Consider the following 15,410-nt stretch of genomic DNA (forward strand, 5'->3'; position numbering starts at 1 on the left):
CTCCTTGTGAATGAGCTGTTCGCTCATCCAAATAGTATAATGTTTATTTTCCTAGGCAGAATTGAGAAAACAGCTGGTCAATCAGGCTTTCATGGACACTGTCACCGATGATTTCACCCAATAGCTCCCATGTTCTCGTTAAGTCGATTTGCGCAATATCGATTGGCGTTCCCATTTCCACACTGTTTATGGCTTCGTTTATCGCTTGAGATGCTTGATGCAGCAATGCGATGTGACGGCTGTTCGATACATATGTGATATCCCCTGCTTCAATGGATCCGGCGAAGAAAAGGGATGAAATAGCTTCTTCGAGTTCATCGATACCTTCTTCTTCTAGTAAAGCCGTGGTCACAAGAGGATGTTCTTTCGCAAGTTCCCTTACTCGGTCCAAGTCGATCTTTTGCGGAAGATCCGTCTTATTCACAATCACGATGACGTCCATTCCTTTAACCGCTTCAAAGAGCTGTTCATCCTCGTGGGTCAGTTCGTCTGCATAATTGAGGACGAGAAGGATCAAATCTGCTTCTTTCAGAACCTGTCTTGAACGTTCGACACCGATACGCTCGACGATGTCTTCCGTTTCGCGGATCCCTGCAGTATCGACAAGGCGAAGCGGCACTCCGCGTACATTCACATATTCCTCTATCACGTCGCGGGTCGTTCCGGGAATGTCCGTAACGATCGCTTTATTCTCATGTACAAGGCTGTTCAATAAAGAGGATTTCCCTACATTCGGACGTCCGATGATGACAGTGGAGAGTCCCTCGCGAAGGATTTTCCCCTGTTCGGATGTCTGAATCAATTTATCAATTTCGTCCCGTACGTGTTTTGACTTTTCCATCAGTACCCCATGAGTCATTTCTTCTACATCGTCGTATTCCGGATAGTCAATGTTCACCTCAACGTGAGCGAGGGTTTCAAGGATTTCCTGACGGAGTTTCCTGATCAGATTGGAAAGGCGTCCCTCCATCTGATTCAGGGCCACGTTCATCGCCCGGTCCGTTTTCGCACGGATCAGATCCATGACGGCTTCAGCCTGCGATAAATCGATACGGCCATTCAAAAAGGCGCGCTTTGTAAATTCACCCGGTTCCGCTAACCGCGCCCCATGCTTCAAGACAAGCTGCAGGACTTTATTGACGGAAACCAATCCGCCATGACAGTTGATTTCAATGATATCTTCACGGGTGAAGGTTTTAGGTCCTCTCATGACTGAGACCATCACCTCTTCCACTACCTGCTCGGTATCCGGATCGATGATATGTCCGTAATGGATCGTATGAGAAGCAAATTCCTTCATGGATGTGCCCTTCATTCCCCTAAACACTTTCGCTCCGATGTCAAAGGCTTCATCACCGCTCAAACGCACGATGGCAATGGCCCCTTCACCCATCGGTGTAGAGATGGCTGCAATTGTATCTAGTTCCATTCTTATCACCTCTCTTTTTATATTGGTTTTGAATCTATATGAACAAATGAAATTCAGAGAGCAAAGTTTCCCCAAATTATTAGAATATCACAAACCTATTTAATACAAAAGAAACTAATTTCCTTTGTCATCACGTTATCCACAGACCTGTTTCTCTCATCTCTATTATTTTAACTTATCCACATGTGAATAACAATAAACCGGCCCGAAAAGGCATATCCACAAGGTGGGAGAGATGGAAAGTGCGGAGGATCTCATTTGAGGGCAGGATTGGATTTAGATGTGGGCAGAAACAGGATGCGGAATCGATTCTGAGTTTGAAGGACATTCGAATGCTTGGATTTTTTGACTTTTTTAGATGAAAACCAATCATAATTGGCGGCTTTTGGCTGGTGCGGTTTAAATGGAGGGCGATCAGATCCAAAATGAAGAAAATGGGCAGTGGTTGAAGGCAGGATGAGGATTATATTATCAAAAACGAAGGTTTTATTATCAAAAATCTATTTATATTATCAAAAACAATGGGTTTATTATCAAAAATCCGATTTTATTATCAAAACGGTAATAATCCCGTTCGAGACCCGCTCATCAAACAAAAAACGACAAATTTCGCCCCACACATCAGCCAGCCATTCCCCCTCCTGCAAGTCCTTACAAATAAAAAAAGACGACTCCTCAAAAAAGGAATCGTCTCTTCTCAATATTATTTAGGCGCAATCACAATATACCGATTCGGTTCCCTGCCTTCAGAATACGTGTCCACTTTCTTAGCATTCACTAGAGCGGTATGGATCACTTTTCTTTCATAAGAAGGCATCGGTTCCAGCGAAACAGCGCGATTGGTGCGCAGTGCTTTATCGGCAAGCCTCTCTGCCAGGTTGGTAAGAGTCTGACGGCGGCGTTCACGATAGTTTTCTGCATCCAGGAGAATGGTTAAAAACTGATCGGACGCCTTATTTGCTGCCAATTGCGTCAAATGTTGAAGCGCATTTAAGGTTTGTCCTCTTTTACCAATTAAAAGGGCCATTTTTTCACCGGATAAACGAAATTCGATTTCCCTTCCATTCTGATGCACCTCGATGGCAGCTTCCACTCCCATCGCACGTGCTACAGATAATAAGAATTCTTTCGCTTCATCAACCGGATTGATTGCTTTTTTGACATGGACGACGGCGGGTCTTCCCCCGAACAGTCCGAACAGGCTTTTTTTGCCTTGGTCTATAACTTCGATTTCTGCTTCTTCTTTGGTGATGTTCAGTTGAGACAAGGCTGATTCAATGGCTTCTTCCACCGTTTGACCAGTCGCTTTCACTTCTCTCACTTTTTCTTTCCTCCCGAACCACCAGCTTTTGCAGCTTGTACTTCCCTGATATCAGGACCTTTGATGAAATACGTCTGAACAATCATGAAGATATTACCGATTACCCAGTACAATGAAAGGGCTGACGGGAAGTTGATGGCAAAGATCACGATCATCACCGGCATGATATAAAGCATCATAGCCATTTGAGGATTTTGATCTGCCGTTCCTGCCATCATCAGCTTTTGCTGGATGAACGTTGTAATACCGGCAACAACCGCAAGGATAATATCTCTTTCTCCAAGGTCGAACCATAAGAAATTATGTTCTGCAATTTCTCTTGTACGGACAATCGCATGATAGAATCCGATTAAGATCGGCATTTGAACGATTAATGGGAAACACCCTGCCAATGGGTTGACTCCATGTGACTGGAATAATGCCATTGTTTCCTGTTGAAGCTTTTGTTGAGTCTGAGCGTCTTTAGAACTGTATTTTTCACGAAGCTTTTTCATTTCAGGCTGCAATGCCTGCATCGCTTTGGAATTTTTCGTTTGTTTGATCATTAACGGTAAGATGGCTAAACGGATGATCAGCGTTACAATGATGATTGCCATACCATAAGAACCGCTGAACCACTCTGCAACCATTGTGATTAATTGTGATAATGGCCACACAATATATTCATTCCAAAAACCTGAACTTTCAGGTGTGATGGGCTGGTTATATTCTGTACAGCCTGATAAAACAGTCATTAGCCCAATGATTGCCATGAGGGCTATAATTCTCTTTTTCACCCTTATTTTCCTCCCAACTAATATGTTTCTGCTAGGCTCTTTTCTCATACTTTGTTCTCAAAATACCAGAACTTGAATAGTTCGGATCGTACAATCAGGTGCCCGTAGGAAAAAAGCATGTTTGATCATACCACTAAGGCTCTGATCTATGTACGAACATTAAACAATCTCTATGAAAACAGCCTTTTCATAGTCAAGGACACGTTCCCTCAACCTTTTTAAAAAAGTACAATCCCTCGTATTGTAACATCTTTTCAAAGGATTGTGATGGTGAAACTTGTCTAAATAATAAATACTTTTTTACTTTTTCCTATCATTTTTGCCATCAGAAGGCCTTTTCAATACTTTCCCTCTTTTTAAAACATGAGTAATACTGCTTTTTACTTCATGAAAATTCATGTCGGCCGCCGGTTTTCTGGCGATGATCAAATAATCGTGGTTATCTTGAACGTCTTCACGCAATTCTAAAAAAGCCTGCCTTACGTACCGTTTGATTTTATTCCGGCACACTGCATTCCCGATTTTCTTGCTGACGGAAATCCCGATCCGGAAAGGCTGGGCTTCATCCTGTTTTAAGGAATAAAGAACAAATTGCCTGTTTGCAAATGATGTCCCTTTTTTAAATATCTCTTGAAATTCTTTGTTTTTCTTTACTCTTTGTTCTTTACGCATAAGCCACACCTGTTTTTATGTTTTTCCATAAGTCTTTCATTTAATAGAAGATCTTAATCATGTTTGTTAGGGCTCTTTTCATAAAAATTGCTGTTTATTTTGCCATTGTTTCACTCTAACAAACACACCCATTTATTAGAAAACAGCCCGGTTTACTAGAAAAAAAGACCACTGAGTCAGTTCAGTGGTCTAAGCAGATAATACTTTTCTTCCTTTAGCACGACGACGAGCTAATACTCTACGTCCGTTTTTAGAGCTCATACGCGCACGGAAACCGTGTACTTTACTTCTTTTACGTTTATTTGGTTGAAACGTTCTTTTCATCTATTGACACCTCCCTGAAGGATTCATCTTTATAAGTTAAAGACATTCTACACTATTATAAAGACGTCAACCATAAAAAGTCAACACTCATATCATTTTATTTTTGGGTATCTATATTTTACTAATTATTTTGTTTGTTCATCTAAAAATAATTGTGAACTAGGATTGCAGACCGTTCCTTTCCGCTGGAGGCATTTGCTTTCCGCGGGGAGAAAGTCGAGCCTCCTCGGCTTCGCCTGCGGGGTCTCGACATTTTCTCTCTTCCCGCAGGAGTCAAATGCCTCCAGCTCCAATCCACTCTGTTTTTTAAATATAGAAAGTAACAATAATCCTTAGAAGTTAGCTGCAGATTTTACTACCTATATAGTGATGAATTCCATCTTTCCAATAGTCAAAACATCTTTATAAAAGTAGCTTTCTACATTTATTAAATGGTAAATGATATCTAGATTTATCTTCAGAATAATAGTAAATGATAGTCAACCTTCAATTATTTTAACCGGATCCAGCGTTGATTGGAGTGCAAGACGAAGTCTCCTGCGGGAGAAGTGACTAATGTGAGACCTGTCCAGCTCCGGCGGCTAGCCCCTCGAGGTCATAAGCTAAATAGGCAAAAAAGGCAAAAAGCGCCTTTTCAGCCTATTCATCTTATGCTTGTCGGGGCTGAACAAGCCGCCTCCGCTTTTCTTCCCGCAAGAGCGAAGCGATGAGGAGGCTCACGGGTCACCCGCGGAAAGCGAAGTCTTGCACGGAAATCAAATGCGGTATTTTGAACTGCCAAAACATAATCTTAGAGTTCAGTTTCGTCTCCTGCTACCTTCTACAAAATCTCTCCCACCACTCAAAAAAATCACCCTGTGGATAGAATTCGACATGATTTTTAATTATCCACAGCAGCTATTGACAGGTTTTTCACAAGTTCTACCCTTGTGGACAATTTCATTCCACAACTGACAGAGGTTGTGGATAATATTTAAAAACCATTGCACCCCTAAGGATATTTTGATATGATTATTGTGTTTTCACTCTTGATAACTGCAATTACGTAATTTACTTATCCACAAAATGTGGATATCATGTGGGTAACTTATTCAGATGGTTTGTAAAACCTTGTCCACAGGTGGTGGATATTGTCGACTAACCATTTTCTTTCCTTATTATATATATTCTCCACATTCAATCCATTGTATTTTTATAAGATGACGATTTTAAAGACGTTTACAAGTTATACAGAGGTTGTACAAGCAGAAAAGAACTGACGTTTCAACTGAACATTGAAAAGAAAAGGAGGGATCAGGTTTGGAGAATATCGGGGATCTTTGGAGCAAAGCCTTGGAAAACATCGAAAAAAAAATCAGTAAGCCAAGCTTCGACACATGGCTGAAATCGACGAAGGCGCACTCCATACAAGGAGATACTCTTGTGATTACCGCTCCTAACGAGTTTGCAAGGGATTGGCTGGAAGGCCGTTATTCTCAGTTAATCTCGGGAGTGTTGTATGACATCACCGGCGAAGAACTGGTCGTTAAATTCATTATTCCCCAAAATCAGGAGCCGGAAGAGTTTGATATTCCAGTACCGCCGAAAAAGGCATCAAAAGACGATGATCAGTATGATCTAAACCAGAACATGCTGAATCCCAAATATACATTTGATACATTTGTCATCGGCTCGGGTAACCGCTTCGCACACGCCGCATCGTTGGCAGTAGCTGAAGCTCCTGCCAAAGCTTACAACCCTTTATTTATTTACGGGGGCGTCGGCTTGGGAAAGACCCACTTGATGCATGCAATCGGTCATTATGTAATTGAGCATAACCCGGCTGCCAAAGTGGTCTATCTATCTTCGGAAAAATTCACGAATGAGTTCATCAACTCCATCCGTGACAACAAAGCGGTCGATTTCCGCAACAAATACCGGAGCGTCGATGTACTACTCATTGACGATATTCAATTCCTGGCAGGTAAAGAACAGACACAAGAGGAATTTTTCCATACGTTTAATACATTGCATGAAGAAAGCAAGCAAATCGTCATTTCAAGTGACCGTCCTCCTAAAGAGATCCCGACGCTTGAGGACCGCCTGCGTTCCCGCTTTGAATGGGGCCTTATTACCGATATCACTCCACCTGATTTGGAAACGAGAATCGCGATTTTAAGGAAAAAGGCAAAAGCAGAAGGCCTGGATATTCCAAATGAGGCCATGCTTTATATCGCTAATCAAATCGATACGAACATCCGTGAATTGGAAGGCGCCCTGATCAGGGTCGTTGCGTACTCTTCACTTATCAATAAAGATATTAATGCCGATCTTGCAGCCGAAGCATTGAAGGATATCATTCCAAGCTCAAAGCCCAAGGCCATTACGATCCAAGAGATCCAGCGCGTTGTCGGCGAGCACTTCAATGTGAAAATCGAGGATTTCAAAGCAAAGAAACGGACGAAATCGATTGCATTCCCTCGACAAATCGCCATGTATCTTTCAAGAGAAATGACAGATTCTTCCCTTCCTAAAATCGGAGAAGAATTCGGCGGCCGCGACCACACGACCGTCATCCATGCCCATGAGAAAATCAGCACCCTGCTAGGAGCAGACGCCCTTCTCCAGCAGCAGCTGAAAGAAATCAGGGATTCGTTGAAGTAATTAAGAGTATTAGATGGCCAGTGGAAACTTGATCGATAATTAGCTGATTGAACGGGTTTCACTGAAGCTGAAAATAAGTTGATTCTATTGGATATAGCCGGTTCCAGCAGTTGATTGGAGTGCAGGACGATGACTCCTGCGGGAAAAGCGAAGCTGGTGAGACCCCGCAGGCGCAGCCGAGGAGGCTCACCGCTCTCCCGCGGAAAGCGAAGTCCTGCACGGAAATCAGCTGCGGTATTCAAATGGCTCTTACTAATAATCATAAATCTCATAACTGAATACTGTTGATAACTGAGACCAACTAGCACACAGTCTGTCCACATGTGGATAGGCTGTGTTTCCGTTCAATTCACACACTTATCCACATATCAACAGGCCCTACTATTACTATTACTATTTTTAAATAAATTATTAATATATGATTCAGTCCAAAAAATTATGTGCAAATTGGAGGAAATAATCATGAAATTTGTTATTCAGAGGGACGATCTTGTTCAGAGCGTTCAAGATGTCATGAAGGCTGTTACGTCAAGAACAACTATACCGATTCTTACGGGGATTAAAATCATTGCGACGGAAGAAGGAGTAACCTTAACTGGAAGTGATTCTGATATTTCGATCGAATCCTTCATCCCAAAAGAAGAAGAAGGTTCTGAGATTGTTGAGATCCTAGAAACAGGAGGAATCGTCCTTCAAGCGAAATTCTTTAGTGAAATCGTTAAAAAACTTCCTAAAGACACGGTGGAAATCGAAGTGCAAAATCATTTCCAGACAGTCATTCGTTCTGGTAAAGCCGAATTCAATTTAAACGGATTGGATCCTGAAGAGTATCCACACCTTCCTCAAATCGAAGAAGGCAATGGAATCAAAGTTTCTACTGATCTTTTGAAAACGATGATCAGACAAACGGTATTCGCAGTGTCCACCTCAGAAACACGCCCTATCTTGACAGGTGTAAACTGTCAGATCGAGAATGGGGAGCTGAGCTGTATTGCAACAGATAGTCACAGGCTGGCAATGAGAAAAGCGCCTATCGAAACAAATCATGATGCGTCATACAACATTGTCATTCCAGGGAAGAGCTTGAATGAGCTGAACAAAATCCTTGATGATACGGACGAACCTGTTGAAATCGTCATTACTGAAAACCAGGTGCTGTTTAAAGCGAAACACCTATTATTCTTCTCAAGATTGCTAGAAGGTAATTATCCGGACACAAGCCGCTTGATTCCGTCTGATACAAAGACAGAACTGACGCTAACAACGAAGGAATTTTTACAGGCGATTGATCGTGCGTCATTATTGGCGCGTGAGGGAAGAAATAATGTCGTGAAACTTTCTACCCTTGAGGGCGGTATGATAGAGATTTCCTCTAATACCCCGGAGATCGGGAAAGTCATTGAACAGGTTCAAAGCCAATCTGTGGAAGGTGAAGAACTGAAGATTTCATTCAGTGCGAAATACATGATGGATGCACTGAAAGCCATCGAAGGGACTGAAATCTATGTGAATTTCACAGGAGCGATGAGACCGTTTGTGTTAAAGCCGCTTCATGACGATTCGATCCTTCAATTGATCCTTCCTGTGAGAACATACTAATAGAGCTGAAGCTGATACCCTTTCAAGGGGTATCGGCTTTTTTCTTTGATGAAGCCAGCTTATGGTATGGGTATTCTATAAATGCAGAAGATGACGAATCTTGTAAAATTGTCGGTAAAACAGTGGAAAATGTCCGTATTGTTGATTTTATGTCAGCATTTCAAAAAAAATGTCCGCAAATCACATTTTTCGACCGTAAACATCAAAAAATGTCCGATCAAGCGTATCCGCCGAATCCTCTACTCCATGACATCCGTAAAATTCTCCAAATGCAGCGAAAACCCTTCCACTTTTCCTTAGTTGTGACTTGTCCTTTTTTAGAGTAAAATAAGATATTAGAGACTTTATACGGAAAGTAGTGATTCTAGTGGAGAAAAAGGTCACGATTACGACGGAGATTATTACACTCGGACAGTTCCTGAAACTAGCCGATGTGATTCAATCCGGAGGTATGGCAAAATGGTTTTTAAGTGAATACGAGGTATACATAAATGGTGAGCAGGACCAGAGAAGAGGAAGAAAGCTTGCAGTCGGAGACAAAGTTGAAATTCCGGAAGTAGGGGTCTTTGTGGTTGCTGGAGAATAATAAAGGATGTTATGTCCATGTATATTGAACAATTGGAATTGAAAAATTATCGGAATTACGAATCGATTGAAGTGGATTTCGAAAACAAGGTGAACGTCATCCTTGGGGAAAACGCCCAGGGTAAGACGAATATCATGGAGTCTATCTATGTTCTGGCAATGGCCAAATCCCACCGGACGTCAAATGACAAAGATTTAATCCGTTGGGACGAGGAATATGCTAAAATAAAAGGTAGGATTCAAAAGTATAATGGAGCGTTGCCTTTGGAGCTTGTCCTTTCAAAAAAAGGCAAGAAAGCAAAGTGCAATCACCTTGAACAGTCAAAGCTGAGTCAATACGTCGGCAATATGAATGTTGTCATGTTTGCGCCTGAAGATCTCCATCTTGTAAAAGGGAGCCCTCAAGTTAGGCGTCGTTTTATTGATATGGAAATCGGGCAGGTTTCACCTGTTTATTTACATGATATCAGTCTTTATCAAAAGATATTGCAGCAGCGTAATCATTATTTAAAACTATTGCAGACGCGAAAACAGACAGATCAAACGATGCTGGATGTACTGACTGAACAATTCATCGAGATGGCTGTCAAAATAGTAAAAAAACGGTTTGAATTCGTCCAGCTGCTTGAGAGTTGGGCAAAACCGATCCACTCAGGGATCTCAAGGAACCTTGAAACGCTGGAAATCCTTTATAAACCCTCTTTGGATGTATCAGATGATCAAGATTGGTCAAAAATGGTAGAGGTATATGAACGGAAATTTGAAGGAATCCGCGAGCGTGAAATCGATCGGGGAGTCACCCTTGCCGGACCGCATAGGGACGATCTGCAGTTCATTGTAAATGGGCGCGACGTCCAGACGTTCGGATCGCAGGGTCAGCAGCGGACAACAGCACTCTCTGTAAAACTGGCAGAAATCGAACTCATCCATTCTGAAATAAAAGAATATCCGATTCTGCTTCTTGATGATGTGCTGTCGGAACTTGATGATTACCGCCAATCCCACTTGCTCAACACGATACAAGGCAAGGTGCAGACCTTTGTCACGACCACCAATGTGGATGGAATCGATCATCAGACGTTAAACGAGGCAGCGCAATTCGAAGTGGAAGCGGGAACTATGAAAAGACTGAAATGAGGTGGTACCTTGTACATTCATGTCGGAGAAGATGTCATGGTACGAACAGATGATATCATCGCAATAATCGATCGAGATACCGTACAGTTTTCAGAAGAATTACAGCTTTTTTTGAAGAATAAAGATAATCACCTTTGTAATCTTGCAAAGGGTTCATATAAATCTCTCGTTATTACGAAGAATCAATTGTATCTTTCCCCACTAGCATCAAGCACGCTCAAAAAACGATCAAAGAAATACTCAAACTATGAGAATTTATTATAGGAATACAAGCCCGAAAGGTTAGAAAGTGTAGGTGAATCTGCATGACTATGGAACAAAAGCAAGCACAAGGTCAATCCTATGATGAAAATCAGATTCAGGTTTTAGAAGGATTGGAAGCCGTACGTAAGCGACCAGGAATGTATATTGGTTCAACAAGCGGAAAAGGTCTTCATCACTTAGTATGGGAAATCGTTGATAACAGTATCGATGAGGCACTGGCAGGTTTCTGTAATGAAATCGAAGTGATCATTGAAGAAGACAACAGCATCACGGTTACCGATAACGGACGCGGGATACCGGTCGGGATTCATGAAAAAATGGGACGTCCGGCCGTAGAGGTCATCATGACCGTGCTTCATGCCGGCGGTAAGTTCGGCGGCGGCGGATACAAGGTATCCGGAGGTCTGCATGGTGTAGGAGCTTCGGTTGTTAACGCCCTTTCCACGGAACTTGAAGTGCATGTCCACCGTGACGGTAAAATCCATTACCAGAAGTTCGAAAAAGGTGTTCCGAGCTTCGATCTGAAAATCATCGGTGAAACAGACAAGACGGGAACGGTCATCCATTTCACTCCTGATCCTGAAATCTTCACTGAAACAACTGAATATGACTTTGAAACACTCGCGAACCGTATTCGCGAACTGGCTTTCTTAAATAAAGGCATTCAGTTAAGCATTGAAGATAAGCGCGGTGAAGGCAAGCGCAAGGATTATCTTTACGAAGGCGGAATCAAATCCTATGTCGAGCATTTGAACCGTTCAAAAGAAGTCATCCATGAAGAACCGATCTTCATTGAAGGTGAAAAAGATGATATTACAGTGGAAATCGCCTTGCAGTACAATGACGGCTTTGCAAGTAATATCTACTCTTTCGCGAATAATATCAATACTCATGAAGGCGGGACGCATGAGTCCGGCTTCAAAACGGCATTGACCCGTATCATCAATGACTATGCACGTAAAAATAACGTGTTTAAAGAAAGTGATGCCAATCTTTCAGGTGAAGATGTCCGTGAAGGATTGACTGCCATCATCTCCATTAAACACCCGGATCCCCAATTCGAGGGACAAACAAAGACGAAACTTGGTAACTCAGAGGCAAGAACGATCACGGATTCATTGTTCTCAGAACATCTGGAAACATTCCTCCTTGAGAATCCGGTCGTTGCCAGGAAAGTAGTCGAAAAGGGACTCATGGCTGCACGTGCGCGTATGGCTGCGAAGAAAGCAAGGGAACTTACACGACGTAAGAGTGCTCTGGAAATCTCAAGTCTTCCTGGTAAACTGGCGGACTGTTCTTCTAAGGACCCGGGCATCAGTGAAATCTATGTCGTTGAGGGTGACTCGGCCGGCGGATCTGCCAAACAAGGCCGTGACCGTCATTTCCAGGCGATCCTTCCATTGCGTGGTAAAATCATCAACGTTGAAAAGGCCCGTCTCGACAAGATCCTTTCAAATAATGAGGTTCGGGCGATCATTACAGCGCTCGGTACAGGAATCGGGGAAGACTTCGATATCTCCAAAGCCAGATATCATAAAATCGTCATCATGACCGATGCCGATGTCGATGGTGCCCATATTCGGACGCTCCTGTTAACGTTCTTCTATCGTTATATGCGACAGATCATCGAAGCAGGTTTCATCTACATCGCACAGCCGCCGCTGTATAAGATCCAGCAGGGCAAGAAAATCGAATATGCTTACAACGACAAAGAACTCGATCGCATCCTTGCGGAAATTTCACCTACACCGAAACCTGGCATCCAGCGTTACAAAGGTCTAGGGGAGATGAACCCTGAGCAGTTATGGGAAACCACAATGGACCCTGAAACAAGAACGCTGCTTCAAGTAAGCCTGCAGGACGCCATCGAAGCCGATGAAACCTTTGAAATCCTCATGGGTGACAAAGTAGAGCCAAGACGTAACTTCATCGAAGAGAATGCAGCTTACGTTAAGAATCTGGATATTTAAATTTCATAAAGCAGGATAGACATATCAATCTATCCTGTCTTTTACATAGCGGACAAGGTTAACAAAGAGAAAGGTCCAAATCTTTCTTCAAAAGGAGGTCCCTTACACTATGGCAGAAACACCAAGATCGAATGTGAAAGAGATTAATATAAGCAATGAGATGCGCTCGTCCTTCCTTGACTATGCGATGAGTGTCATCGTATCCCGTGCCCTGCCGGATGCCCGTGACGGCTTGAAGCCGGTTCACCGCCGTATTCTATATGCGATGAACGACCTTGGGATGACGGCCGATAAAGCCTACAAAAAATCTGCGCGTATCGTAGGTGAAGTAATCGGTAAGTACCACCCGCACGGTGACTCGGCGGTGTACGACACAATGGTGCGTATGGCGCAGGATTTCAACTATCGCTACATGCTTGTTGACGGCCATGGGAACTTCGGTTCTGTGGACGGAGATGCAGCGGCTGCGATGCGTTACACAGAAGCGCGTATGTCCAAGATTTCGATGGAGTTAATCCGTGATATCAATAAAGATACCATCGATTATAAAGATAACTATGACGGCACAGAACGTGAACCCGAAGTATTACCTGCCCGTTTCCCTAATCTATTAGTGAACGGTTCATCGGGGATTGCGGTCGGTATGGCAACAAATATCCCGCCTCATAACCTGGGTGAAGTCATTGACGGGATCCTTGCCCTTAGCAAAGAGCCTGAAATCACGATCCAGGAACTGATGGAATACATCCACGGCCCTGACTTCCCTACTGCAGGGTTGATTGTCGGAAGAAGCGGAATCCGCCGTGCCTATGAAACAGGTAAAGGTTCCATCACGATGCGTGCACGCGTTGAAATCGAACAGAAGAGCAACGGGAAAGAAACGATCATCGTTCATCAGATCCCTTACCAGGTGAATAAAGCGAAACTTATTGAAAAAATTGCGGATCTTGTCCGCGATAAAAAAATCGATGGCATCACGGATCTTCGTGATGAATCAGACCGTAATGGTATGCGTATCGTCATTGAAGTCAGAAAAGACGCCAATGCCAATGTACTACTGAATAACCTTTACAAACAGACTGCCCTTCAAACAAGCTTCGGGATCAATCTGCTGGCCCTTGTGAAAGGTCAGCCGAAGGTACTGAACCTTAAGCAGTGTCTTCAGGAATACCTTGAGCACCAACGCGTCGTAATCCGCCGCAGAACTGAGTTCGAATTGCGCAAAGCGGAAGCTCGCGCACATATCTTGGAAGGTCTCCGGATTGCACTGGATCACATCGATGAAATCATTGCCCTCATCCGCGGCTCTCAAACAACCGAACTCGCGAAACAAGGGTTGATGGATCAATTCTCTCTATCTGACAAACAGGCTCAAGCGATCCTCGATATGCGTCTTCAGCGCTTAACAGGATTGGAGCGCGAAAAGATCGAAGATGAATATCAAGAGCTTGTGAAGCTGATTGCCGAATTGAAGGCTATTTTAGCTGACGATGAAAAAGTTCTGGAAATCATCCGTGAAGAGCTGCTTGAAATCAAAGAACGTTTCAACGATGACAGAAGATCTGAAATTGTTGCAGGCGGAATTGAAAACATTGAAGATGAAGATCTGATTCCACGGGAAAACATTGTGGTTTCCCTTACTCATAATGGATATATCAAGCGTCTTCCTGTCTCCACATACCGCAGTCAAAAACGCGGTGGCCGGGGAATCCAAGGAATGGGTACGACGGGTGATGACTTCGTAGAACATCTCCTGACGACGTCGACTCATGACACGATCCTGTTCTTTACGAATAAAGGGAAAGCGTATCGTGCCAAAGGATATGAAATCCCTGAATTCAGCCGTACGGCAAAAGGACTTCCGATCATCAACATGCTCGGTGTGGAAAAAGACGAGTGGATCAATGCGATGATCCGTGTGGAAGAGTTCGTGGATGACTGGTATCTATTCTTCACGACCAAACACGGTATCTCCAAGCGTACCCCTGTCTCTGATTTTGCCAATATCCGTACAAACGGATTGATTGCCATCAATCTCAGGGAGAATGACGAATTAATTTCCGTCAAACTCACTGACGGTGAAAAAGACATGATCATCGGGACGAAAAAAGGGATGCTGATCCGTTTCCCTGAAACGGATGTCCGTTCAATGGGAAGGACTGCGACCGGGGTGAAAGGGATCAACCTCTCAGACGATGATATCGTCGTGGGCATGGAGATCCTGGAAGAGAAAAGCGATGTCCTTGTCGTAACCGTCAACGGCTATGGTAAGCGGACACCTGCAAGTGAATACAGAGTCCAGACTCGCGGAGGTAAAGGCCTGAAGACTTGTAACATCACCGAGCGTAACGGGGAACTGGTTTCCGTTAAAGCTGTAACGGGTGAAGAAGACCTCATGATCATCACCGCCCACGGAGTTCTGATCCGCATGGACGTAAATGATATCTCCACAACCGGACGTAACACACAAGGTGTGAAACTGATCCGTCTTCAAGAGAATGAATTCGTTTCTACTGTAGCCAAGGTAGAAAAAGAAGACGAGGAAGAAACGGCTGCACCTGTTGAAACATCCGAAGAGGCAGATGCACTTGAAAACAATGAAAATGAAGAAGGAAACAATGAATCAGCGGATGATTCAGAAGAATAAGTGATAATAAGCTATTTCTTGAAGAAATGATTTTCTTCAGGGG

At 43.3% G+C, this 15,410-nt stretch carries 12 protein-coding genes; 7 read left to right on the forward strand and 5 right to left on the reverse strand.

Annotation, left to right across the window (positions count from 1 at the left end; translation table 11 throughout):
• Nucleotides 1-43 precede the first annotated feature (43 nt).
• The 5 genes from mnmE to rpmH all read right to left on the reverse strand — a co-directional run bounded on the left by mnmE (nt 44) and on the right by rpmH (nt 4,522).
• Nucleotides 44-1,429, reverse strand: coding sequence for a tRNA uridine-5-carboxymethylaminomethyl(34) synthesis GTPase MnmE (gene mnmE / locus ACUXV2_RS19795; RefSeq protein WP_446244852.1), 1,386 nt, complete (start codon nt 1,427-1,429; stop codon nt 44-46).
• A 703-nt stretch (nt 1,430-2,132) separates the two neighbouring features.
• Nucleotides 2,133-2,750: an RNA-binding cell elongation regulator Jag/EloR gene (gene jag / locus ACUXV2_RS19800; protein WP_446244853.1), complete on the reverse strand. Its 618-nt coding sequence runs from the start codon at nt 2,748-2,750 to the stop codon at nt 2,133-2,135.
• On the reverse strand, nt 2,747-3,526 hold the full coding sequence (spoIIIJ, locus tag ACUXV2_RS19805) for a YidC family membrane integrase SpoIIIJ (protein ID WP_446244854.1): 780 nt from the start codon (nt 3,524-3,526) through the stop codon (nt 2,747-2,749). Before spoIIIJ ends, jag begins: the two co-directional genes overlap by 4 nt.
• Before the next feature lie 300 nt (nt 3,527-3,826).
• Nucleotides 3,827-4,198, reverse strand: a complete 372-nt coding sequence (gene rnpA / locus ACUXV2_RS19810; RefSeq protein WP_446244855.1) for a ribonuclease P protein component — start codon at nt 4,196-4,198, stop codon at nt 3,827-3,829.
• 189 nt (nt 4,199-4,387) lie between these two features.
• On the reverse strand, nt 4,388-4,522 hold the full coding sequence (rpmH, locus tag ACUXV2_RS19815; protein WP_224875679.1) for a 50S ribosomal protein L34: 135 nt from the start codon (nt 4,520-4,522) through the stop codon (nt 4,388-4,390).
• Between the two features lie 1,299 nt (nt 4,523-5,821).
• Between rpmH and dnaA the strand changes: the two genes are divergently transcribed.
• The 7 genes from dnaA (at nt 5,822) to gyrA (ending at nt 15,367) form a co-directional block, all read left to right on the forward strand.
• Complete coding sequence (gene dnaA, locus ACUXV2_RS19820) at nt 5,822-7,165, forward strand: chromosomal replication initiator protein DnaA (protein ID WP_446244856.1); 1,344 nt, start codon at nt 5,822-5,824, stop codon at nt 7,163-7,165.
• A 462-nt stretch (nt 7,166-7,627) separates the two neighbouring features.
• On the forward strand, nt 7,628-8,764 hold the full coding sequence (dnaN, locus tag ACUXV2_RS19825; RefSeq protein WP_446244857.1) for a DNA polymerase III subunit beta: 1,137 nt from the start codon (nt 7,628-7,630) through the stop codon (nt 8,762-8,764).
• 367 nt (nt 8,765-9,131) lie between these two features.
• Complete coding sequence (yaaA, locus tag ACUXV2_RS19830; RefSeq protein WP_341985913.1) at nt 9,132-9,350, forward strand: S4 domain-containing protein YaaA; 219 nt, start codon at nt 9,132-9,134, stop codon at nt 9,348-9,350.
• Nucleotides 9,351-9,367: 17 nt separating this feature from the next.
• Nucleotides 9,368-10,486, forward strand: a complete 1,119-nt coding sequence (gene recF / locus ACUXV2_RS19835) for a DNA replication/repair protein RecF (protein WP_446244858.1) — start codon at nt 9,368-9,370, stop codon at nt 10,484-10,486.
• A gap of 9 nt (nt 10,487-10,495) precedes the next feature.
• Nucleotides 10,496-10,750, forward strand: coding sequence for an extracellular matrix regulator RemB (remB, locus tag ACUXV2_RS19840; protein WP_032087143.1), 255 nt, complete (start codon nt 10,496-10,498; stop codon nt 10,748-10,750).
• A gap of 47 nt (nt 10,751-10,797) precedes the next feature.
• Nucleotides 10,798-12,720 carry a DNA topoisomerase (ATP-hydrolyzing) subunit B gene (gene gyrB, locus ACUXV2_RS19845; protein ID WP_446247114.1) on the forward strand — a complete coding sequence of 641 codons (1,923 nt, stop codon included), beginning with the start codon at nt 10,798-10,800 and terminating at the stop codon, nt 12,718-12,720.
• Between the two features lie 109 nt (nt 12,721-12,829).
• Complete coding sequence (gyrA, locus tag ACUXV2_RS19850; RefSeq protein WP_446244859.1) at nt 12,830-15,367, forward strand: DNA gyrase subunit A; 2,538 nt, start codon at nt 12,830-12,832, stop codon at nt 15,365-15,367.
• The last annotated feature ends 43 nt before the right edge of the window (nt 15,368-15,410 follow it).

It is taken from the genome of Rossellomorea sp. NS-SX7, from assembly GCF_052828565.1.